Below are 20,983 nucleotides of genomic sequence, written 5' to 3'. Positions count from 1 at the left end.
GGCCAGTCAGAAGCGGTCGACCCGGTACGGATCCAGCACGTCCACGCGTACCCCGTCGAGCACCTCGGTGGCCATCAGCTGGGCGAGCACGGGCCCCAGCGTGATGCCGGCGTTGGTGGTGACGCTGCGCACGTTGGAGTACAGCGGGCTGTGCCCGATCACGGGCAGGCCGTCCGCCGGGACGATCCTGCGGCCCACCGTCACCTTCTCGATCGAGGCGTCGCGGAGCGCGGGCAGGACGGCGGCCACGTCGGCGTACAGGCGCTCGCTGTCGAGCCCGTCCGGGTCGCCGACGGGACTGCCGGAGTAATGGCGAGCCACGACCACCCGCCCGTCGGCCCGCTGGATCACGTGGACGTCGGATGACAGCAGGACCGGCCCGAGGAACAGCGGCACCGGCGTCAGATGCACGATCGACCCGTACGACTCCGCCAGAGGCACGTCGGTCCCCAGCGGAGCCAGCAGCGCCGGGGAGTCGGCTCCGCACGCGATGACGACCTCGTCGCACTCGACGCGTCCGGCGCTGGTGACGACGGCCGTGGCCCTGCCGCGATCGCCCTCCACGGACAGCGCCTCGGCGCCGGTCACGTATCGTACGCCCAGCTCCTCGCCGGCCTCGACCAGAGCGGCGACGGCGGCGTTGGGGTCGGCCGAGCCCTCGTCGGGGGTGTGGAAGCCCTCATGGTCGTCGGCGACGACGGCTCCGGGCAGCAGCGTGCACGCCTGGCGGGCGTCGATCCGGTACGACGGGCTGCCCCAGGCCAGCCGCCTGCCGAGGTCGCTTTCGAGCAGATTCCGGTCCTCGCCTTGAGCCGGAGCGAGCTGCACCGCGCCGTGCCAGCGCACCCCCAGCGCGTCGCCGAGCGCGTGGTGCAGCGCCCGCCAGGCGCCGAGTGCGAGCCGGTGCAGGCCGAAGTAGTGGCGCGAGGACGCGTCCGACAGCGAGGTGCCGTTGCGGAAGTAGGTCTGGTTGGTGAGCCAGCCGAAAGAGACGCTGGTCGCTCCCGCCGCGGGGGCCTCCCGGTCGATGACGGTCACCTCGGCGCCGCGCAAGGCGAGCTGCCTGGCCAGGGCGGTGCCGATGATCCCGGCTCCGACGACGGCGACGCGGCGGCAGGAGGACACGGTCTGCATGGGAGTGCTCCGTTTCGGTGTGCGATGAGGACGGGGAGCGGGAGGCGGCGGGTTCGCTGCGGTCGCCCGGGTCATAGGGGGTGATGCTCGGCGGTGCGCCGCGCGGCCTGGCCGCTGGCCTGGGCCAGGCCGAGATGGCGCGTCTCCGGCGCCATCCGCCACGACACGAGCAGCCCGGCGGCGCCGATGCCGGCCGCGATGAACAGCGCCGCGGACGGGCCCCAGCGGTCGGTGGTGACCGGGAGCAGGAAGGTTCCGGCGGCCGAGCCGAGGCGGCTCAGGGCCGTGGCGATCCCCATGCCGGTGCCGCGCAACTCGGTGGGGAACAGCTCGTTCGGGTAGACGAACTGCAGCCCGGAGCCGGCGGCCTCGGCGAGGTTGAAGACGATGAACAGCGTCACGATGACCGCGCTGACCGGCCACGGGTTGAGCCCCAGCAGCAGCAGGGCGGCCGTGAAGATCGCCGTGGAGCCGAGCAGCAGCGTCCTGCGCCCGAGCGAGTTGACGACGAGCAGCCCGATGGCGGTGCCGACGATCGCGAACGACTGGATGAGCACGCTGGCGGCCAGCGCGTCGCCCACGTTGAGCGAGGTCAGCAGCTGCGGCTGGAACGTCTTCACGGCGAACGACGGGGCCACCTGGCAGGCCCAGAAGACGGCGCAGAAGACCAGCATGGGCCCGTACCCGCGGCGGAAGAGCTCCGCGATGGCGCTCAGCCCCACGCCCTTGCGCGGGGCGGCCGCGCGGGTCTCGGCCACGAGTTGTTCGAAGTCCGCGTCCGGGCCCAGGTGCCTGGCCACGATCGCGCGGGCCTCCTCCGTCCGCCCGGCGCTGAGCAGCCAGCGCGGGGACTCGGGGGTGCCCAGCCGCAGCAGCAGGAAGACCAGCGACGGTACGGCGGCGCTGGCCAGCGTCCACCGCCAGGCCCCCGGTCCGAGGTCGGCGAGCAGGTAGCCCACGACGAAGCTCATCGTGTAGCCGACCCACAGCACCAGGACCAGCGAGGCCAGGGCGGGGCCGCGCATCCGCCGCGGCAGGAACTCCGTGGCCAGCGCGGTCGCGATCGGATAGTCGGCGCCCAGCGCCAGCCCCATGACCAGCCGGATCGCGAAGAGCTGCCAGGCGTCTCCGGCGAAGAACTGCAGCACCGAGCAGAGGAGGAACACCAGCAGGTTCAGCGGGTACATGCCGCTTCGGCCCAGCCGGTCGGTGAGCGGGCCGAAGACCAGCCCGCGGAAGAACATGCCGATCAGGGCGGAGGCGCCGATGAGCCCCTTCCAGGCGGATCCGAGGCCGAGCTCGGCGGAGGCGGCGGGCAGCGCTACGGTGATGATGCCGAGCAGGTAGCCGTCGCAGAAGGGGCCTCCGGCGGCGACGAAGGCCACCTTCCGGTGGAACGGAGAAGTCGGCAGGTCGTCCAGAGGGATCTTGGGGCCCACGACCTCACCTCCTTACGCAGGTCGTGCCTGCTGCGTGGGGGATGCGAACATCGGCGGACGCTCAGGTGCCGCAGCGATGAACCCCAAGCTAGGACCGGGGGCATATGTCCGTCACGTCGAATTTCTTGACATCAAATATCGAAGCGATTGATGATTTCTGGACGATGTTCGTGATCGAGGAAGTAGAGACGTTCCTGGCGATCGCCCGGTCGGGCAGTCTCACTCAGGCGGCGCGCATCGTGCACGCCTCGCAGTCCACGGTCAGCTACCGCCTCGACTGCCTGGAGAAGCGCCTCGGTCAGACGCTGGTGCTGCGGGCCCGCGGCACCAAGGGCGTCGGCCTGACTCCGGCCGGGCGACGGTACCTCGACCTGGCCGAGCAGTGGGAGCACCTGGTCGGGGAGGCGGCGCGGATCCGCGCCGACCAGGAGGCCGCCCTGGCCATGGGCAGCTCCGACGCGATCAACATCTACCTGCTCGACCCGCTGGTGTCGGAGCTGCTGAGCCGTTCGCCCCGGCTGCACCTCACGCTGGAGACGGGCAGGGGTGGCGAGCTGTGCGACCGGGTGGTCTCGGGCCACCTGGACGTGGCGTTCGTCTTCTACGAGCCCTTCCACACCGACCTGCGCGTCCGCGTCCTGGCGCGCTATCCCATGGTCGCCGTGTTCCGCGAGCAGAAGCCCGGCCTCGGCCCGGGCGGGATCACCCTCGGCGAGCTGGCCGGCCGGGACGAGATCTACCTGCCGTGGGGGCCCGACTACGACCTGTGGCGTGAACGGCACCTGCCCAGGAAACCCGCCCACACCGTCACCAGGGCCCACTCGCTGGCGCCCGTGCTGCGCGCGCCCGGCACGTGGGCCCTCGTCCCTTCGTTCATGGTCACCGACCTCACCGCCAAGACCGGCTGCCGGGCCGCGGCCCTGGCCGAGAACCCTCCCGAGCGGGCGGTCTACTGGGTGGAACGCCGGCGCCGGCGCGCCGCCAACGACGCCGCGCTGCACGTCCTCGAGGACGCCCTCACCGACTTGTTCTGACCTTTTGCGCTCGGCACGCGTGGCCGGGGTTCACTTCCCGGGTACGGGCGTGCCGCCGCAACCCCGGTCGATGCGGCCGGTGTTGAAGTACGACACGAGGTCGGCGGCGCACTCCGGCTCGCGCGGCGCCGATCCGTGCATGTCGTCCTCGACGGTGTAGACGGTGCCGCCGATCGCGGCGCGCATCTGCGTGGTCCACTCGTACAGGGAGACCGACTCGTAACGGTGTCCGGACAGGACCAGCGACCCGCCGGTGCGGCGGACCTCGATCTTCTGCACCGGCAGCGGCCAGCCGGCGCATTGTGCGGTGAAGGCGACGGCCCGCCCGGTCACCGGGTTGCGCTGGAGGCGGCGCTGGTAGGTGGCCCAGGCGTCGGAGAACCCGAGCCTGCTCGGGTCCTCGTTGCAGAAGACCGCCTGGCCCGCGGTCGGGTTGAAGCGTTCCGGGGCGCCGGGAGCGGGAGCGGTCTGCGGTCCATGGCTCATGAGCTTCTTGAGGGCGGGCGGCGCGGTGTCGCCCTCGTCCTGCAGTTCCTTGAACGCCTGGGCGACCTGCGGCCAGTCCGGTGCGCTCTGGATGGCCAGCATGGCCACCGTGGAACCGTCGGCGACCATCTCCCAGTCGCTGTAATGCCTGGGCTTGTCGTCATAGGCACGGCCGAGCGCCAGGACCTTGGCCCGCACCTTCTTCGCGGTGGCGCCGAGGCCGTAGGTGTCGTCGCGCTTGGCGATCCAGGCGGCCATCCGCCCGAAGTTACGTTCGGTGCCCGCGGCGTGGCCGTCCTCGAAGTCGTCCAGCCGGAACTTCACGGGCGCCACGCTGTCCAGGAACATGCGCCCGACGCTGTCCGGGAACGTGCTGCGGTAGACGGCGCCGAGCCAGGTGCCCCAGGAGACGCCGAGGAAGCTGAGCTTGCGCTCCCCCAGCGCGATCCGCACCCGATCGAGGTCGCGGGCCGAGTTCAGGGTGGTGAGCCGGCCGAGGAAGGCGGGGTCGGAGTTCGCGCAGGCTCTGTTGGCGGCCACGCCGCTGTCATGGGCGCGCTGGGCCGCCGCCTTGGTCAGCGGACCCGGCTCCGGCGGCCCGCCCATGGCGGGGCAGTCCACCTTGGTGCTGTAGCCGACCCCGCGCGGGTCGAAGCCGATCAGGTCGTAGCGGTCGTTGAGCTTCGCGTTCACCTGGTTCATCGAGGCGATCTGGAGGGGGAACAGATATCCGGCGCCGCCCGGCCCGCCCGGGTTGAGCGCCAGGCTGCCCAGCCGGCGGCCCCGGTCGGCGGCCTTGACGCGGGTGATCGCGATCGTGATCTGCCGCCCCTGCGGCTCGCGGTAGTCCAGCGGGACGCTGACGGTTCCGCACTCCATCCGGCCCAGCAGCGCGCGGAATCGCTGCCGCTGCTCGTCGGTGACGGCGTACGCGGCGATCACGTCGTCGGAGTAGGCGGGACACGACCGCCACTCGACCGAGGCCCGCGCGGCTTGCCCGGTCGCGGCGGCGGCCACGGGCGAGCCCGCGATCAGTGATGTCAGGGTTACGGCGCTCACGGCCGCGGCGGTGAGCGCGCGGCCGGTCAGGGATCCACGTTCATGCATGCGCCAACCCTGCTGTCCACGCGAGTACACCCGCCTCTGCCCTCGGCCACACGCGCGCGTCCGTCGCAAGATGTATCCGGGCGCTGCCGAATCAGACTTGGGATGGACGCGGGCGCACCCGGCCCGGCCGTAGGCTCGCAGCACTATGACGGCTCTCCGCGCGTGGGCACGCCTTCCGGTGCCGCAGGACGCGGCGCTGGCCGCCGTGCTGCTCCTGACCTGCGTGCTGGTCAACGACCCTGACGCGATCGTGGGCGGGACGGCGGGCGCCCCCGTCGCCGAAGGGCAGGCCCCGCGGCTCGCCCTCTGGTGGGGGGCGAGCGCGCTGGCCGCGCTCGGGGTGACGCTCCGCAGACGCCGGCCGCTGCCGATGCTCGCCTGCTGCGTGCTGTCCGCCGTGATGCACCTGGCCCAGGCGGCACCCCTGACGATCATCGATCTGAGTGTGCTGGTCCTGCTCCACAGCGTGGCCACCCGTCACCCGCGGGCCGTCTCGCTGTCCGCCCTGGCCTTGCCGCTGCTTCTGACCGCCGGATGGAGCCTGCATGCCCCCCGTCCGATCCTCGGGCCGGCGGCCGTGCTCGCCACGGTCCCGTCGGCGCCGAAGGACGTCATGACGGTCCACCGAAGCGCCTCGGCCGACGCCTGGATCGGCCTGTCCGCGCTGGGTTCGGCGCTGGTCGCCTCCTGGGCGATCGGCTCCGGCGCCCGCAGCCGCCGCGCCTACCTCGACGAGCTCCACGCCCACGCCGCAGACCTCGAACGCGAACGCGATCAGCGGGCCGCGCTCGCAGTGGCCGCCGAGCGCGCCCGGATCAGCCGCGAACTGCACGACGTCGTGGCCCACGGCCTGTCACTCATGGTGGTCCAGGCCCAGGGCGGCGCCGCCGCACTCGGCAACGATCCCACCGGCACCCGGGCCGCGCTGGAAGCCATCGTCACCACCGGCCGCGCGTCCCTCGCCGACATGCGACGGGTGCTCACCACGGTCGGCGAGGTGGACGACGCCTGGCATCCGCAGCCCGGCCTGGCGCACCTGCCGGCCCTGATCGCCCAGGTCAACAGGGCAGGCACCCCGGTACGGCTGCGCGTCGAGGGCACGTCCGCGACGCTGCCCTCGACGGTGGACCTGTCGGCCTACCGCATCGTGCAGGAGGCGCTGACCAACACCATGAAACACGCCGGAACGGGCGCCACCGCCAGCGTGGTCCTCGCGTACCACGACACGGAGATCGGCATCGAGATCAGCGACAACGGCCACGGCACGGCCACCGCGACCGGCAGCGGCAACGGCCTGCGAGGCATGCGCGAACGCGTCAGGCTGCTCGGCGGCACGTTCTCGGCCGGCCCCCGGCCCCAGGGCGGATTCGCCGTACGCGCGGCGCTCCCGATCCAAGGAGACGCCGCATGATCCGCGTGCTCCTCGCCGACGACCAGGCCCTCGTCCGCACCGGCTTCCGCATGATCCTCGACAACGCCGACGACATGCGGGTCATCGGCGAGGCAGGCGACGGCGCGCAGGCCGCGCGGCTCGCCCTCGACCTCCGGCCCGACCTCGTGCTGATGGACGTCCGGATGCCCGAGGTCGACGGCGTCGAGGCGACCCGCCGCATCTGCGCCGGCACCGATCGGATCCGCGTGCTGATCCTTACGACGTTCGACCTCGACGAGTACGTCTACGCGGCCCTCCACGCCGGTGCCAGCGGATTCCTCCTCAAGGACACTCTCGCGGCCGACCTGCTCTCGGCCATCCGCGTGGTCGCACGAGGCGACGCGGTCGTCGCGCCCAGCGTGACCCGGCGCCTCCTCGAACGCTACGTCGGCATCGGCGTCGCTCCGCTCACCCCAGCGGCCGGCCTCGACGCCCTGACCGAACGCGAACGCGAGGTGCTGAGCCTCATCGCCCGCGGCCTGTCCAACATCGAGATCGCCGAGTGCCTCTTCCTGTCCGAAGGCACCGTGAAAACCCACGTCAGCCGCGTGCTGGCGAAACTCGGCCTGCGCGACCGCGTCCAGGCCGTCGTCTATGCCTACGAAAGCGGCCTCGTACGCACCGGAGCCACCTGAGCGGGCGGACAGCCCGGATCTCTCACTCGGTCGGAGGCGTATAACGAGCGAGCTGCCTGCTCTGCGCCACCAGGACACCGTCCGGCCGCCACAGCAGGCCGTCGATCTCGGCGTAGCCGTGCCGCAGGAGAGTCGATTCGAACCACACGAAGTGCCAGCCGTCCCCCGGCCGCCCTCGCCAATGAACGGTCAGGTCGACGGTGACGACCCCGCCGCCGAAGCCGAAGTGCCGATGCGGCGGCGGAGGCCAGGAGTCCATCAGCAGCGGCACGGTCGTGGCACCGAGCGGCGTCCCGTCCGCGAACCGCGTCCAGCCGCCGACTTGGGCAGGGCCGGAGGTCGCCCCCTTGAGGAACTCCACCGTCTCCGCCGAGGGCGCCCGGCGATCCAGCCGCTGCTCGAAGCTGCCGGTAAGCCGGTCGAGCGGGAGCGGTACGGACTGCTCCGGATCGGGCACGGCCGGCATGGGCCGGTGTTCGAAGGCTGCCGATGCACCGTCCTCGTCGAAGGTGCCCTGCTCGGTGAAGGTGGCGACCGCGAGCAGGCGAGGGCGGCCCTCCTGGCTCAGCTCCGCCTGCACCGTCGAGTGAGTACGTCCGGCCCTGAGCGTACGCAGCGACACCTCCACCTCGCCCACCTTGGGACGGGACAGGAACTGCACCGTCGCGGCCAGCGGCGACCGGCCGGGCACGGCTCGCGTCATGGCGTGCATGGCCATCGAGGCCAGATAGCCACCGTTCGGGCCACCCCTGAGCAACCAGCCGTCGCCGATCGACTCCAGATCCTTCTCAGCAGGCATTACTCTCCAGTCGGCATGGTTCGGCAGGCGCTCATCAAGGCGAAGACCGGAGGGACCCCCAGGTCACGCCGCTCGCCATTGTCCTACCAAACGAACCGGCACCGCGCGGCACGGACCGCCGCCCACGGACGCGAGCGAGCCGGCCGCTACCACCCGCGATTCCCTTGACGTTCAGGGTGAGGCGACGGGTGCAGCGTCACCATCGACTCGGCCGCCCCGCCGTAGCGGTGGGCGGCGGGCCCAGGTGGCCCAGCGCCAGAGCCATTCGACAGGGCCGTAGTGGTGACGGCGCAGCCAGAGGGTGGAGAACAGCCACTGGACGGCGAGGATGGAGGTGGCGAGCAGGACCACCGTCGTGGAGGGCCATTCGCGTGGCCGGCCGACTATCAGGTGCCCGGCCGCCAGGACGAGGAGGGTGGCGGTGAGGTAGTTGGTCAACGCCATGCGGCCGAGCGGCGCGAACAAGGCCCTCAACGCCGATTGGAGCGGTGCCCGGAGCAGCACCAGGATGAGACATATGTACACGCCCGCGAGAAGCAGACCGGCCACGACAGAAGCCAGCCGGACGACCGGGCTGCCCATGTCGCCTCCGGGTAATCCCGCCTGCACCGCCAGGGCGGGTGCCGCCCCTGCCGCGAAGGCCGATGCCAGGAGGGCGGGCACGCGGGTGGATCGGTCGATCCGGTCGATCGCGCCGTACCGGACCAACGACGAGCCCAGCAGGAACAATGCGGGGACCATCGCGTAGAAGCCGCCGACGAGCAGTGACGCCGCCAGGAGCACGACGGAGAGACCTGCCGCGGCCCACCGCGGCAGCCAGGTCGAGGGCAGCAGGATCAGCAGGCCGAGGACCGCGTACACCGTCAGGACCTCGCCCTGCCACAGCAGCACGTAGTGAACCAGGCCGATCGCGAGCAGTGTCAGAAGCCTGCGCAGCAGAAGCCACCGCGGGGAAGCGCCGCGCGCTGCCGCGGATTCCATGAGCAGCGCGAACCCGATGCCGAACAGCAAGGAGAAGATCGGGTAGAAGCGTTCGTGGACCAGCAGGTCCATCCATGCCTCTCCGGTGACGACGTCGCCGCCGCCGGCTATCGGCTGGATGTTGGCCAGCAGGATCCCGCACAGGGCGAAACCGCGGAGCACGTCGAGGGCGGCGATCCGCGTCCGCATGGAGGAACGGGGCGGATCCGGCGCTGGAGGTACGCCTTCTGATCGCATGGGGTGATTCTGCGGCCCTGACTCCCTGCGGATATCGGCCGAACGGCACAATCAGCGCTGGCCCGATCATCCTTTCGGCCGGTTTGAGCAGTGCCCCGGGACGCACTGTACGTGCTCAAAGAGGCACCAGATGTATTGAGCGTTGCATCAGATATCACATCTATTGACTTGCGCCTCAAACATCCATGATCGTTCTCTCATGAATCCCCCTTACGAAGGGGCGTCCAGCGTGAGTCGGACGTCCCGAAAGTTTCGTGTTCTCCGGCGCCGCGGCCTGATCTTCGTCGCACCTGCTGCCCTGATAGGGGGATTGCTGGTCGCTGCTCCTGCGGCAGCGCAGCCCGAGTCCGAGTCCGATGTGATCGTCCTCGCCGCCGATCAGCAGGCGCAGATCGCGCGTCCCACACTGGACGCGATCAAGGCCGAGGCAACGCAGCGGGGTGTGCCCCTGGAGGCCGCCTTGGACGAATATCTCTCTGGGGCCCGCATGAGCCTCACTGCCGAACTTGAACCCGACGGGCCCGCGGATACGCCGGAGGTGAGTGTCGACGACTTGACGGCGGGTGAGCTGGAAGACCTGCGGCTCATCGGCGCGCAGGACGGGATCAGCTTCGAGGAGGCCGTCGCAGCACACGGCTGGCAGGGTGCGTTCAACGACGTCGCGGACGAGATCGAGGCGAGCTACGGGACCGAGTTCTCTGGTGCGGCCCGCAGCCAGGATGGCAAGAGCGCATGGTTCGCGTTCAAGGGCGAAGTCCCCGAGGGGGCCGTCGCGCTGGCCAGAAAACTGCCGGTGGAAGTGAAACTGCAGGGCGGACGCGGATTCACGGAGGCGGATCTGGAACAGGCGAGCCTGACCGCGCGCGATCAGGTGGCGGCCAAGCCCGAGGTTGCCGGCGTGGCCACCTGGTACGACATCGAGACCGGGACCATCGGCGTCGGGGTGCAGTTGCAGCCGTCGATCGCGAGAGACGCTTCCGCCATCGAGCGGGTCACGCCTCCGCAGCCGCAGATCCCGGGTGTCGGCCTGGCGGTATCGCTCATGGATGAGGTGGCCGCCCCTGAGGACAAATACATTCGCGGTGGCGGGTTGTATTCGGGGTGCACCGCCGGTTTCAACCTGAAGTACAAATCCAGTAACACCAAGCGCCAAGGCACCGCCGGCCACTGCGCACGCGGGAGTGCCGGCGCGAACCAGACGTACAGCAATCACAGCCAAGCAGGCGGCAGCACCACCATCAAACGAGTGTGGAAACACGAGGGCCGATACGGAGACCTGGCCTATTACACGACCGGTAGCAAGACCCCGACCCGCACGTTCTACCACAACTGGAACAAGACCCGGTATGCGACCGAACGAGGTGGCCGCCCGCGACGGGGCACGCGGATCTGTCACTTCGGAATGACGACCGGCGGGAGTTGCGCCAGCGTCGCCAACAGCGTCGTCAACGTCGGCGATATAGAGGGAATGGTGCAGATGGACCGGAACGTCAGCGCGCCGGGCGACTCCGGAGGCCCGTGGTTCTACGGCGGAACTGCCTACGGCGTGCACTACGGCAAGGTCGGCGGCAAGTCGACGTTCACTCCGACGCTGCGCTTCGACGCGGCCCGCGACTACCAGGTATGGATCAAATAACCGACCCTCCGCGTACCTGGCGGGGCTGCGGGAGTGAGCCATCTGCCCGTCTGCGCCTACCTGGAGCGCAGGGTCAAAGGTAGATGTTCTAGCCGGGCAAGCGGTCGAGTGTGCGCGTGAGGGCGGCGCGGCCCTCGCGCAGGGCACCGGCCAGGTCGGCTCCCGCCGGACCCTGCCAGAGCAGGCGCACAACGGTGGCCCCGCGCCGGACGATCAACGCGACGTGCGCGACCGAGTCCTTGTACGTCGGCTCACGAGGCAACTCCGGACGCCGCACGGCGAAGCTCTCCATCTCGCCCGTCCAGCCGCCCCGTGCGAAGGGCTCCACTTTGTACGGGATCCGCACCGGCTCGGCCTCGTCCTCATACTGGCAGGGCGTGATGACGTCCTTGCCCGTGATTTCGCTCTTGAACTCGTCCTCCGGCGTCACCAGCAGCCGCCGCGCCCTCTCCGCTCGCGCCGCGTCGGGCATGAGAAGGACCTCCTCGCGCACGGTGACCCGTCCGGTCAGGACCCTGACGACCGTGGGGACCGCGGCGGGCAGGTTCTTGTAGACCAGGTAGGACGCGCACGCCAGATCGGATCGGTCATCGCCGCCAGTCCAGGGCGCGACGTCCGGCCCGTACGCCGAGGGCCGCGGCAGTGCCGCGGCCAGCGCGCCCAGGCCCGGCTGCGGGGACGGAACGGGCATGGGGCCGTCCCAGCGGCCTCCGACGGCGGTCAGCGCGGACGCGGACGCCGCGGCACCCTGTCCCACCCAGTGCGAGTCCTCGGCCTCGCCCTGCTCGATGGGCCACCACCACGACGCCTCGGCCAGGAACTGGCCGCGGGCGGCCACGATGTAGGCCTCGGTCGACACGTCCCCCATGTCCGGGCTCCGCGCCGCGGTGTTCATGAGCTGCGTCCCACGCCAGCCCTCGCGGTCGAAGGGCAGCGTGACAGTGCTGTCCTCGTCCGCGCACCGCCGCGCCGCGCGGCCCGCGAGGTCCGCCAGCGGCTGCGACAGCTCCAACGGGACGACCCAGAGCCTCAACGTCAGCGGCCTCGGCAACGCAGCCACCTTCAGCTCCGCGCTGTAGGCGGGCACGCCCATCGGTGGCGTCAGTCCGCTCTCCTCTTGGCACACCGACATCAGAGGCACGACGGGCGACGTCGCGTCATTCTGCCCGTCGATCAGGTGCCCGTCATCGACGTGGCGGCGCAGACGCTCGGCGATATCCTCGATCGTGGCAGCCGCCGCGTACGGCGTGTCGAACGGCGGCGCGGCCGGCACCTGACAACCGTAAGCGGCCAGGAGCAGCGCCGCTCCCGCGGCCGTGGCAAGGGCGAGCGCGCGACTTCTCACGTGATCCACATGGGTTCGACGCAACCGGGCTCGCCATGGTTCGGCGGCTTCGACGCGGCCGTGGGCGCCGATGGAATCACGTTCCGGCGCCCGTCCGCAGACGACACGAAGGGTGGTGCCGTCGGACGTGGCATGTCTTGCGGTGCCGGCGCAGGATGCCGGACAGCGAAGACAGCGTCCGAGATGACAGTGGCGGTTACGGAGGGGTCAGTGGAGCCCGGCCTGGAGGAAGGCGTGGATGACGCGGCGCGAGGCCACGAGATAGACGGCCACGATCGGGAGGGTCGTGAGCATGGCGGCGGCGATCAGCGGGCCGGGGTTGGCGCCCTCCTGGTTCAGGAACAGTTGCAGGCCCATCTGGATCGTCGTGTGTTCCGGGCGCGGCGCCACGATCATCGGCCACAGGTACTCGTTCCACGTGCCGATGAAGACGAGGATCGCGACGGCGCCCAGGGCCGGGCGGAGAAGAGGGAGCGTGACGAATCTCAGCACGGACCACTCCGAGGCTCCCTCGACGGCGGCCGCCTCGAACAGGCTCGCCGGGATGGCGCGTACGTGTTCGCGCAGCAGGAGCACCGCGAGGGCGCAGCCGGACAACTGCGGGATGATCAGCCCCCAGTACGTGTCCCGCCACCCCAGCTCCGACACCATGAGGAACTGGGGCACGATCACGGCCTGTGGCGGCATGAGTAGCGCCCCGGTGAGCAGTGCCGTGGCCATGCGCTCGTGACGCAGGCGGAACCGGGCGAAGGCGTGCGCCGCCGGGACCGCGACCAGGAGCTGCACCAGCGTGACGCCGCTCGCCATCACCAGCGTGTTGACCAGTACGTGCCCGATGGGGAAGTCGAGCAGCGCGACCCGGTAGTTCTCCAGGCTCGCGGACGACGGCAGGAGCCCGGCGCCGTAGATCTCGTTCGCCGGCTTGAACGAGGCGAGCAGCGCCCACAGCAGGGGGAAGATCATCACGGCGACCGACGCGAGCAGCACGGCGTGCCAGCCGAGCCGGCGCACGTTCCCTCTACGAGCGCTGTCATAGGTGCTGTGATGCGCGCGCACGCCGCTTCCTTCCGACAAGGGCGACGAGCCCGAGGACCAGGACGATCACGACTCCCGCCGCCGAAGCGGTGCCGATGTCGAAAAAGGTGAATCCGTAGGTATAAAGCCGGTAGTAGATGTTGTCAGTGGCACCGTCGGGACCGCCTTGGGTGAGCACCGCGACGTTCGTGAACACCCACTGCCCGGCGAGCACGACGCACAGCAGCGTCAGCAACACGGTGGTTCGCAGCAGTTGCGGCAGGACGATGTGCCGGGTGGTCTGCCATTCGGTGGCGCCGTCCACGTGCGCGGCCTCGAGACAGCTGCGGTCCAGCGCGGTGAGGGCGGAGCCGAACAGGAGCATGTTCAGCGCCGCGACCTTCGCCGCGGTGATCAGCACGATGACCGGCAGGGCGGTGCCGGGGTCGCCCAGCCAGTTGGGCTGCGGCAGCCCGAGCCCGCCGAGCAGCGTGTTGACCAGCCCCTGCAGCGGGTTGAGCAGGAACCGCCAGGAGATGGCGGTGGCCACGGGCGCCAGCATGACGGGCAGGAAGAGCAGGGCCCGGTAGACGTCCGAGGCACGTCCCGGCCGCTTCCACAACAGGATGGCCAGCCCGAGCGGGACGACCGTGGCGAAGGGCAGCATGGCCAGGACGTACAGCAGCGTGTGCCCCACCGCGTTGGCGAACTCGGGCTGCGTGACCAGCCGCACGTAGTTGCCGGCCCCGGCGAACGACCGGGTGGGCGAGGTGAGGTCCCATTCCAGGAAGCTGAGCACCCCGGTGGCGACCATGGGTGCGTACATCCAGACGACCAGCCCCAGCAGCGCCGGCGCGGGGAAGAGCCAGGCCGCCGCGCCGTGCCGCCCCCTGAGTGCCGTGGTCATCGCTGGACGAGCGCGCGGATCTTGTCCGCCACCGCGGACAGCGTCCCGGCGGGGTCGGCGCCGCGGAAGACGATGGGCTCGACGGCCTGGTCCTGCAGCACGACGACCGCTTCGTTGGCCCGCTTGCCGGGGAAGGAGGTGTACGGCGCCACCGCCTCCAGCTTCTCCAGCGACGGCTTCAGCAGCTGGTTCTTGGCGAAGTACGGCCCGAGATAGCGATCGTCGTCCACGATGGAGCTGCGCAGGGGCAGGTATCCGATCGTCGAGGTGATGATCGTGTAGCCGCGCTCGCTGCTCAGGAACCGGATGAACTCCCAGGCCGCCTGCCGGTGCCGCTCGTCCTTGGCCAGTACGGCGAGGCCGGCGCCGGAGTAGGTGGGCCGGGCCGGCTTGCCGGCGAAGCCGGGGAAGGCGCCGGTCCTGAGCTCGAACTTCCCGGCTGCCACCTTCTCCAGCGAGGTGAGCAGCGCCGTGCTGGTCACCAGCATGCCGAGCCGGCCGGCGGCGAAGGCCGCGGTGGCGTCGTCGGTGGAGACGGCGGGCTGGGCCCCCGATTTCGTCAGATCGCTCATCGCGGCCAGCGCCCGCACGGCGTCGGGCTGGTCGAGGGTGACGGACCCGTCAGAGCCCACGAGGCCGCCGCCGTTGCTGGCGATCACGGACTGGGTGAGGAAGTCGGACTTGCCGGCGTTGGCCACGTCGAAGTAGACGCCCTCGGCGCCCTTCGCCTTGATCTTCAGGGCCGCGCTCTTGACGTCCTCGACCGTTGCCGGCGGCCTGGCCGGGTCCAGCCCGGCCTTCCTGAACAGGTCGGCGTTGACGTACAGCACCGGCACGGACATCGTGTACGGCATCGCCCACACCTTGCCGTCCCGCTGGACCGCTTTCATGATGGCCGGTGAGATCCCGGCGACGTGACTGGACCAGGCGCCGGCCGACGGGATGTCCTGCACGGGCACCAGGGGCAGGCTGGTGGCCGCCTCGGCCATCTTGCTCCAGCCGATCTGGGCCACGTCCGGCGGGCTGCCCGCCGCCGTGTCGGTGCGGAGCTTGGTCAGCACATCCTTCGTCGCCACGCCCTGGGGCTTGATCCGGATGTCGGGGTGCTCGCGCTGGAAGGCGTCGATGAGCTGCTGGGTGCCCTGGCCGCCGAGGTCGGGGGTGCCGTAGTTGTACGACAGGAAGCTGATCGTGATGGGGCCGTCCGTTTCGGGAGCCCTGGCGGTTCCTCCGCAGGCCGCGGTCAGGCCGAGCACGACGGCGACGGCAGCCGACCGGGCGCCCGTGGGGACGTGGAGTTTCATGCGCCGTCCTTCGCGAGGTCGTACGAACTGCCGGGAGCGGCCACCAGGACCGGTCCGCCGAACACCCGGGCCGCTTCCGCCGCGCGCGCGTCGAGGAAGGAGGGCTCGGCAGAGGGGAGGTGGGTCAGGACCAGGCGGCCGACGCCCGCCGCTCGGGCGGCGCGGGCGGCGTCGGCAGCGCTCAGGTGGCCGTGATCACCGGTGTCCGTCTCGGTCAGGGACGCCTCTGCCAGGAGCAGGTCGACGCCCTCGGCCAGGGTGACCAGCGCGTCGGTCACGCCGGTGTCACCGGTGTAGGCCAGGCTCGCGTCGGCGGACTCCACGCGCACGCCGCAGTTGGGCAGGGCGTGCCGCAGCTCGTGCAGGCCGATCACGCAGCCGCCCACCTCGTAGGTGTCGCCCGGCTCGTACTCCACGACGTGGAAGGCGATCTCGAACGACTTCTCCAGCACCGGCAGGGTCGCCAGCGGGAACAGCGCCGACAGCTCCTCGAGGAGCCTGCGGCCGCCCGCGGGCACGTAGAGCGGGATCGGCGGGCGCAGGTCCGCGGGCTCGGCGGGAGCCATCGGATCTCTGAGCTGGTCGGCGATGATCTTCTTGCCGACCGGTAGGAGGTCGTAGCAGTGGTCGCTGTGCAGGTGGCTGATGACGACCGCGCTGAGCGTGCCCGGCGGGCACGTGCCGCTGAGGACCGTGGCGACGCCCGGCCCGCAGTCGAGGAGGATCTTCGTGGACTCGCTGGTCACCAGATAGCCGGAACTCGCCTGTCCGTCCGACGGCATTCCCGCCCGGCAGCCGAGGACTGTCAACCGCATGGTAGAGGCCCCTCTTTGACGTGTTTCGCAGTCGAAACCGTAGGCGGGGCCGTTGGGAGCGGCAACGAGCAGATCGCGAACGCGCGATCGGCTCAGCCGATCGTCAGTCGAACGGGCCGGCGTGCGCGACACAGTCGAGGAACGCGCGGATCGGGGCGCGGGAGTCGCCCGATCGCCAGGCGACGCAGACGCCCAGCATCGGCGTGGGATCCACCAGCGGCACGGCCGCCAAGCCGGTCGCCATCGAATGGGGCATCCGGATCCTCGACGCGAACGCGACGAGGTCGCCGCCCTGGATCGTGATCGCCGTCGCGGTCGGATCGTCCATCTCCTCGACGACGTTGAGCGGGGTTCCCGATCGCGCGGCGGCGCCGGTGATCGCGTCATGCATCGCGGGGCTGTGCTCACGGCGCAGCATGACGCACGGCTGCCGGGCCACCTCGCCCATCGGCACGGCATCGCGTCCCGCCCACGGGTGCGAGTCGCGCACGATCGCCACGAGCGGCACCTCGAACATCTCGCACGAGCCGAACTCCGCCGCCGGAGGCCGCCCGAAGACCAGGCCGACGTCCAGCTCCTTCGCCTTCAGCGCAGTGAGCTGGGGCCGGTGAGCCGTTCCCACAACGTGGTCTTCAATCGTGGGTACTCGGCGTGCAGGCGGGCCAGCGTCTTCGGCAGAACCAATTGCCCGGCGGCGAAGTTGAACCCGATGCTGATCGCGTCCATGGTGCCGGCGGCCGTCTGTCTGGCCGCGCGCATCGCGTGCTCGGCTTGGTCGAGCACGCGACGCGCCTCGTCACGGAAGGTCTCGCCGGCGGGGGTGAGGCGAACCCGGTGCGAGTTCCTGGCGATCAGCCGGACGCCCACCTCGCGTTCGAGCTGCCGCAGCCGCTCGCTGACCGACGACTGCGCCAGGTGCAGGTGCTCGGCCGCGCGTCCGAAATGCAGTTCCTCGGCGATGGCGAGGAAGACGGTCAGCTGCCGGAGTTCCATATCAGCTCCTCCGACGCCAGCGTAGGAGCCGATGGCGAACCCGAAGTGAGCCTCGGGTTGAGCAGCACGCAACGGCAGATGAGTGTTACGCCCGTCGTGTCACGCCCACCGCGCGCCCGGACAAAGGGCTGGTCAACGGGGTGTTTGGCCCGGCCCCGGTCGGGGTCAGCTTCGGCCGAGCATTTCGGCGGTGAGGATGTTGCCGCCCAGACCCCAGCCGCCGTCGGGAACCTCCTCCAGCAGAACCAGGGTGGTGGCCCGGGCTCGTTCTCCATAGACGCCGGCAAAGGCGCCGGTGTCGGCGTCGATGAGCCTCTTCTTGGACTCGGGAGTCAGGGTGTCGGCAGGCACCTTGAGGTTGGCGTATGGCATGCGAGTTTCCTTTCATGATCGTGATTCATGGTGAGGCGGTAGGTGACAAGAGGTCTGCTGAGGCCACCCGGCCGAGACCGGGCACGTTCGCGGCGACGGCGGCGTCGGCGCGTATGGTGCCGGGATCGTTGTTCGGGTCGGCCAGGATGGCCACCACCGCGTCGGCGAAGATGGGGCTGGCGACGAGGGCGGCCGCCGTCGTCGGGGTCGGCACGCCGGCGTGGTCCGCCGCCTCGCGGATCGCGCCCTGCACCACACCTTCCGCCTGCTTGGGCGGATAGATGCGCCCCGGCATGTTGATGTGCCAGCGCATCAGGGCGGCGACGGCGGCCTCGGAGGTGAGGATCTGCCCGAACGTGGCCGGGGCGCCGGGCGCGCCGACGATGTCGGTGTTGTGAACCGGCTTGTTGCTCCACCGCCCGGCGAGCACCTCCCGTACCCGCCAGCGGGACAGCGCCCAGGCCGCGTACAGGAAGTCTTTGTCGCCGCGCAACGCGGCCAGAATCCGGAAGATCGACCGCCAGGACCACAGCCATTCCACCAGCTGCACCTCGGCTTTCGGGATGGCAACGGAGGTCTGCGGTACGCCCGCCGACAGCCCCCAGACCCGCAGCGACCCTTCCCGGATGCCGCGCACGCCGCCGACGAGCGCGGCGAACGGCTGCACGTCGATCCCCCAGGAGCCGAAACTGCGTGCGTACGCTTGCGGGTAGTCGTCCCGGCAGCGCGCCAGGATCGCCGCCAGTTAACCGATCACATGCGGATCATGGTCCTGCGGGACAAGGTTCAGCGCGTAGGCCCAGTGGCACAACCCGAACGACATCCGGGCCCGGTCCCACGCGTTGTAGATGTCCAGCCGCCCAGAGAGCTCCGGGTGGACATCGCATAGATCAGCGCGAACGTTGACTCCGCGGCGGCCCGGTCGGCGGCGCCGGGTGCCGGGAACTGGCCGCCTGCCTGCAGGTCCGCCATGGTGAAGCCGACCGACTTCCACGAGCCCTCGTCACGGTTCAGCACCGGGCCGCCGATCGGCTGGGTCTTCGGCGAGGTAGCGTGCTCCCTATTGTCTGTCCAGCGGCCCAGCGCCACCACCTCGCCGCGGAGGTCGCCCGGCAGCACCTCTCCGGGGGGTCCCGCTGGGATCGGATAGCGCTGCAGCCGGTCCCGGGCGAAGACCCACCGTCCCGAGTCCGTGTTGTCGTCCCACCACCACAGGTCGCCGCGCACGTTCTGGGTGTGGTTGGCGGGGTCCGCTTGAAAGACGGTGAGCGCGTTCGTGACCTGCATCTGGCCAGTTGCCGCCTGCAGCTCCGGCGGCGTGTCGGTGCGGTTCGGGACAGGGAAGTCCGGCCGGTTGAGCCACAGATGCAAGGTGCGGCGAGTGTCCCGGTCGAGGTGGCCGGTAATCCGCCCGCGGTACCGGCGGTAGGCATTCCGAGAATCCCAGTCGGCGGCGATCCGCGAATACACCAGGGACTGTGACGCCTCGATCTGAAACTCCCGAACCAGCAAGGCCAGGTGCTCCCCGAACACGCTGTCCCCATCGTCGCGGCGGCCGGTGAAGCCCAGCCCAGGCGGCGCCGCGTTCTCGGCAGAGCACAGGTCAGCGATCAGCGCGGCGACATGCCCGCCCGGGACGCCGGGACGCGCCTGGCCAGCGTAGGTCAAGGTGGCGTCGTCGTCGCCGCGGCGCAGATCCCAGCCGCCGTAGAGCCGGATCCGGCTCGGCCGGCCAGGACGGCAGCGTCCGCTGCTCGGCACCTGCGTGCAGCAGGACGGTCACCAGCGCCGCGGCCAGGTCAGTCAGGGCGGCAGCATACCAGGGGCGCAGGCGCGTGCCATCGGTCACATACGGGGTCAGGGCCGCGTCATGGACATTCCAGAGCGCCCAGCCGCTGAGCGCCGAGGCGGTGATTTCGGCGCCGAGCGACGCTGCCGTACGAGTCACGCCGTTCCACAGCATCGGCTCCGCAGCCACGAAGTGGTCAAGCCGGGCGCCGACCTCCGGCGTGCCGGGCAGATGCGGACCAAGCTGCAGGCCGTAGTAGCGCTGCAGACGCTCGGACAGTGCCAGCGCCGGATCGTCTGCCATCCAGGCGGCCAGCACGACCGCGTCGAGCAGGCCGCGCAGGTCCTCCCGGGGCAGCCGCTGCCGGATCGCCCGATGCAGCCACTCGGCTGCGTCGGCGGGCCGGTTGGCGGCGGTCTCGGATGCGAGCGGGGTGGGGTCGACGCGTCGGCGCCGCAGCCATTCGAGCACCACATCGCGTACGCCGCCAAGCCAGCTGACGTGGGCGACCAGCGACAGGCCGTTCCAGTAGAACATCGCACCTAACGAGGTCCAGCGCGGCGCGCACAGCGCCGGCCACAGCCCGGTGATCCGCACCGACTCCCGCCCGCCGCTGGCACCGTCACATAACCGGCATGCAGCAGCGACTCCCAGGCGGCCTGCACCTCGGGGGTCGCGGCGGCCGGAAGCACGGCGTGGACGGGGTCCAGCTCGAGCAGCTGACCGAAGCGGTTGGGGTGGTAGAGCAGCGTGAGCCGGGGGAAGAGCTCGGGCCGGGCGGGAAACGCCGCCTCCAGGACCTGAAGCCATGACACGTACTCCTCGAGGGACGCCTGCCGGGTGCCCCGCTCCCCTGCGAATACGCGTACGACCGGCCCGCCGCCGAGCATGGCGGCCTGCGCCTGCACTGTCTCGCGAACCAGGTCCGCCAACACGCCGAGCTGCATTCGCGCTCCACAGTGTCCTAGTCGAAATGACGTTGACATTCGGCGATGGAGGCGCCAAGGGCCTGCAGTTGGATGACACCGCTGTAGTCGCTCACAGGCCACGCCGGTCGCGAAGCGGTTGAGGATGGTCAGCAGGCATTCACTTCGGGAGCGGTAGCCACTCCAGTCGCCGGTACCGGGCACGCTCGCCGAGGTCCGGCCGGGGCGCACGTCGGCCTTTTCGGCGGGGTAGCCACGGCATGTTCTCTTCGTCGATTGCAATGCCGTTCCCACCAGCGAGGCGGTCGCGGGCTTGCGGGTACTGGGGGCGTACAGGTCCAGCTCGACGGCGAGCTCGTCGTGCAAGCGCTCCCACACGCGGTCGCTACAGGGATGGGTGGCGATGTCGATGGCCTCCTGCAGCGGCATGGCGATGTGCATGTACCCGGTCAGACGGCCGTCCCGGAGTTTGTGAGGGGAACCGGGGACTCGAATCTGGCCGGCCAGGTTGCTCATGGGTGACACGTCGATCGGTGGGAACCGGCGTGCCAGCGCGGCGGCCATCCGGTGCAGCTCCGTCCAGGGGAGGTCCTGAGCG

21 protein-coding genes are annotated in these 20,983 nt (G+C 70.5%); 4 read left to right on the top strand and 17 right to left on the bottom strand.

The genetic code is table 11. The annotated features are described in order from the left end of the window. Positions 1-6 precede the first annotated feature (6 nt). Positions 7-1,134, bottom strand: coding sequence for an NAD(P)/FAD-dependent oxidoreductase (locus ACIBI9_RS59335; RefSeq protein WP_397236564.1), 1,128 nt, complete (start codon positions 1,132-1,134; stop codon positions 7-9). A gap of 71 nt (positions 1,135-1,205) precedes the next feature. Continuing rightward, the gene (locus tag ACIBI9_RS59330; RefSeq protein ID WP_397236562.1) at positions 1,206-2,573 is read right to left on the bottom strand and encodes an MFS transporter; all 1,368 of its coding nucleotides are present in this window, start codon (positions 2,571-2,573) and stop codon (positions 1,206-1,208) included. A gap of 170 nt (positions 2,574-2,743) precedes the next feature. Here ACIBI9_RS59330 and ACIBI9_RS59325 point away from each other — a divergent pair, with 170 nt between their 5' ends. After that, complete coding sequence (locus ACIBI9_RS59325) at positions 2,744-3,607, top strand: LysR substrate-binding domain-containing protein (protein WP_397236560.1); 864 nt, start codon at positions 2,744-2,746, stop codon at positions 3,605-3,607. Between the two features lie 30 nt (positions 3,608-3,637). Here the strand turns inward: ACIBI9_RS59325 and ACIBI9_RS59320 are convergent, their stop codons facing one another. After that, positions 3,638-5,200, bottom strand: a complete 1,563-nt coding sequence (locus ACIBI9_RS59320; RefSeq protein WP_397236558.1) for an alpha/beta fold hydrolase — start codon at positions 5,198-5,200, stop codon at positions 3,638-3,640. 145 nt (positions 5,201-5,345) lie between these two features. Here ACIBI9_RS59320 and ACIBI9_RS59315 point away from each other — a divergent pair, with 145 nt between their 5' ends. Together ACIBI9_RS59315 and ACIBI9_RS59310 are read left to right on the top strand one after the other, a co-directional pair. Then, a complete protein-coding gene (locus ACIBI9_RS59315) occupies positions 5,346-6,611 on the top strand; it encodes a sensor histidine kinase (protein ID WP_397236556.1) in 1,266 nt (421 codons plus the stop codon). After that, on the top strand, positions 6,608-7,267 hold the full coding sequence (locus tag ACIBI9_RS59310) for a response regulator (RefSeq protein ID WP_397236554.1): 660 nt from the start codon (positions 6,608-6,610) through the stop codon (positions 7,265-7,267). The genes ACIBI9_RS59315 and ACIBI9_RS59310 overlap by 4 nt, the downstream gene beginning before the upstream one ends. 22 nt (positions 7,268-7,289) lie before the next feature. Here the strand turns inward: ACIBI9_RS59310 and ACIBI9_RS59305 are convergent, their stop codons facing one another. Together ACIBI9_RS59305 and ACIBI9_RS59300 are read right to left on the bottom strand one after the other, a co-directional pair. Then, positions 7,290-8,066 (bottom strand): thioesterase family protein, encoded by a 777-nt coding sequence (locus tag ACIBI9_RS59305; RefSeq protein ID WP_397236552.1) that lies wholly within the window; start codon positions 8,064-8,066, stop codon positions 7,290-7,292. Between the two features lie 171 nt (positions 8,067-8,237). Continuing rightward, positions 8,238-9,236 (bottom strand): DUF418 domain-containing protein, encoded by a 999-nt coding sequence (locus tag ACIBI9_RS59300; RefSeq protein WP_397236550.1) that lies wholly within the window; start codon positions 9,234-9,236, stop codon positions 8,238-8,240. A gap of 247 nt (positions 9,237-9,483) precedes the next feature. On the opposite strand from ACIBI9_RS59300, the gene ACIBI9_RS59295 reads away from it, so the two are divergent. Continuing rightward, entirely contained in the window at positions 9,484-10,920 is a 1,437-nt protein-coding gene (locus tag ACIBI9_RS59295) for a hypothetical protein (protein ID WP_397236548.1), read from the top strand. 88 nt (positions 10,921-11,008) lie between these two features. Here the strand turns inward: ACIBI9_RS59295 and ACIBI9_RS59290 are convergent, their stop codons facing one another. The 12 genes from ACIBI9_RS59290 to ACIBI9_RS59235 all read right to left on the bottom strand — a co-directional run bounded on the left by ACIBI9_RS59290 (position 11,009) and on the right by ACIBI9_RS59235 (position 20,949). Next, entirely contained in the window at positions 11,009-12,265 is a 1,257-nt protein-coding gene (locus tag ACIBI9_RS59290) for a hypothetical protein (protein ID WP_397236546.1), read from the bottom strand. A 207-nt stretch (positions 12,266-12,472) separates the two neighbouring features. Next, a complete protein-coding gene (locus ACIBI9_RS59285) occupies positions 12,473-13,321 on the bottom strand; it encodes a carbohydrate ABC transporter permease (RefSeq protein ID WP_397236544.1) in 849 nt (282 codons plus the stop codon). Then, positions 13,296-14,186 (bottom strand): carbohydrate ABC transporter permease, encoded by an 891-nt coding sequence (locus ACIBI9_RS59280; protein ID WP_397236542.1) that lies wholly within the window; start codon positions 14,184-14,186, stop codon positions 13,296-13,298. The genes ACIBI9_RS59285 and ACIBI9_RS59280 overlap by 26 nt, the downstream gene beginning before the upstream one ends. Next, positions 14,183-15,490: an ABC transporter substrate-binding protein gene (locus ACIBI9_RS59275; RefSeq protein ID WP_397236540.1), complete on the bottom strand. Its 1,308-nt coding sequence runs from the start codon at positions 15,488-15,490 to the stop codon at positions 14,183-14,185. The genes ACIBI9_RS59280 and ACIBI9_RS59275 overlap by 4 nt, the downstream gene beginning before the upstream one ends. Beyond that, on the bottom strand, positions 15,487-16,305 hold the full coding sequence (locus ACIBI9_RS59270; protein WP_397236538.1) for an MBL fold metallo-hydrolase: 819 nt from the start codon (positions 16,303-16,305) through the stop codon (positions 15,487-15,489). The genes ACIBI9_RS59275 and ACIBI9_RS59270 overlap by 4 nt, the downstream gene beginning before the upstream one ends. A 103-nt stretch (positions 16,306-16,408) precedes the next feature. Then, positions 16,409-16,927, bottom strand: a complete 519-nt coding sequence (locus ACIBI9_RS59265; protein WP_397236535.1) for a LysR family substrate-binding domain-containing protein — start codon at positions 16,925-16,927, stop codon at positions 16,409-16,411. Beyond that, positions 16,891-17,298 (bottom strand): LysR family transcriptional regulator, encoded by a 408-nt coding sequence (locus ACIBI9_RS59260; protein ID WP_397236533.1) that lies wholly within the window; start codon positions 17,296-17,298, stop codon positions 16,891-16,893. The genes ACIBI9_RS59265 and ACIBI9_RS59260 overlap by 37 nt, the downstream gene beginning before the upstream one ends. Positions 17,299-17,463: 165 nt before the next feature. Further along, complete coding sequence (locus ACIBI9_RS59255) at positions 17,464-17,670, bottom strand: tautomerase family protein (protein WP_397236531.1); 207 nt, start codon at positions 17,668-17,670, stop codon at positions 17,464-17,466. Between the two features lie 25 nt (positions 17,671-17,695). Beyond that, positions 17,696-18,337: a hypothetical protein gene (locus ACIBI9_RS59250; RefSeq protein ID WP_397236529.1), complete on the bottom strand. Its 642-nt coding sequence runs from the start codon at positions 18,335-18,337 to the stop codon at positions 17,696-17,698. Between the two features lie 119 nt (positions 18,338-18,456). Then, positions 18,457-19,338 carry a hypothetical protein gene (locus tag ACIBI9_RS59245; RefSeq protein WP_397236527.1) on the bottom strand — a complete coding sequence of 294 codons (882 nt, stop codon included), beginning with the start codon at positions 19,336-19,338 and terminating at the stop codon, positions 18,457-18,459. Next, positions 19,274-19,996 (bottom strand): hypothetical protein, encoded by a 723-nt coding sequence (locus ACIBI9_RS59240; protein WP_397236525.1) that lies wholly within the window; start codon positions 19,994-19,996, stop codon positions 19,274-19,276. Before ACIBI9_RS59240 ends, ACIBI9_RS59245 begins: the two co-directional genes overlap by 65 nt. Before the next feature lie 5 nt (positions 19,997-20,001). Beyond that, the gene (locus ACIBI9_RS59235; protein ID WP_397236523.1) at positions 20,002-20,949 is read right to left on the bottom strand and encodes a hypothetical protein; all 948 of its coding nucleotides are present in this window, start codon (positions 20,947-20,949) and stop codon (positions 20,002-20,004) included. Positions 20,950-20,983 lie beyond the last annotated feature (34 nt).

The organism is Nonomuraea sp. NPDC050451 (assembly GCF_044458585.1).
This window is presented reverse-complemented; position numbering and strand designations above follow the sequence as displayed.

Excerpts from the sequence above, each read along its gene's own strand:
- ACIBI9_RS59335 (WP_397236564.1), bottom strand. The coding sequence starts at position 1,134 with ATGCAGACCGTGTCCTCCTGCCGCCGCGTCGCCGTCGTCGGAGCCGGG.
- ACIBI9_RS59320 (WP_397236558.1), bottom strand. The coding sequence starts at position 5,200 with ATGCATGAACGTGGATCCCTGACCGGCCGCGCGCTCACCGCCGCGGCC.
- ACIBI9_RS59315 (WP_397236556.1), top strand. The coding sequence starts at position 5,346 with ATGACGGCTCTCCGCGCGTGGGCACGCCTTCCGGTGCCGCAGGACGCG.
- ACIBI9_RS59310 (WP_397236554.1), top strand. The coding sequence starts at position 6,608 with ATGATCCGCGTGCTCCTCGCCGACGACCAGGCCCTCGTCCGCACCGGC.
- ACIBI9_RS59305 (WP_397236552.1), bottom strand. The coding sequence starts at position 8,066 with ATGCCTGCTGAGAAGGATCTGGAGTCGATCGGCGACGGCTGGTTGCTC.
- ACIBI9_RS59300 (WP_397236550.1), bottom strand. The coding sequence starts at position 9,236 with ATGCGGACGCGGATCGCCGCCCTCGACGTGCTCCGCGGTTTCGCCCTG.
- ACIBI9_RS59295 (WP_397236548.1), top strand. The coding sequence starts at position 9,484 with ATGAATCCCCCTTACGAAGGGGCGTCCAGCGTGAGTCGGACGTCCCGA.
- ACIBI9_RS59280 (WP_397236542.1), bottom strand. The coding sequence starts at position 14,186 with ATGACCACGGCACTCAGGGGGCGGCACGGCGCGGCGGCCTGGCTCTTC.
- ACIBI9_RS59275 (WP_397236540.1), bottom strand. The coding sequence starts at position 15,490 with ATGAAACTCCACGTCCCCACGGGCGCCCGGTCGGCTGCCGTCGCCGTC.
- ACIBI9_RS59270 (WP_397236538.1), bottom strand. The coding sequence starts at position 16,305 with ATGCGGTTGACAGTCCTCGGCTGCCGGGCGGGAATGCCGTCGGACGGA.
- ACIBI9_RS59260 (WP_397236533.1), bottom strand. The coding sequence starts at position 17,298 with ATGGAACTCCGGCAGCTGACCGTCTTCCTCGCCATCGCCGAGGAACTG.
- ACIBI9_RS59255 (WP_397236531.1), bottom strand. The coding sequence starts at position 17,670 with ATGCCATACGCCAACCTCAAGGTGCCTGCCGACACCCTGACTCCCGAG.
- ACIBI9_RS59240 (WP_397236525.1), bottom strand. The coding sequence starts at position 19,996 with ATGTTCTACTGGAACGGCCTGTCGCTGGTCGCCCACGTCAGCTGGCTT.
- ACIBI9_RS59235 (WP_397236523.1), bottom strand. The coding sequence starts at position 20,949 with ATGGCCGCCGCGCTGGCACGCCGGTTCCCACCGATCGACGTGTCACCC.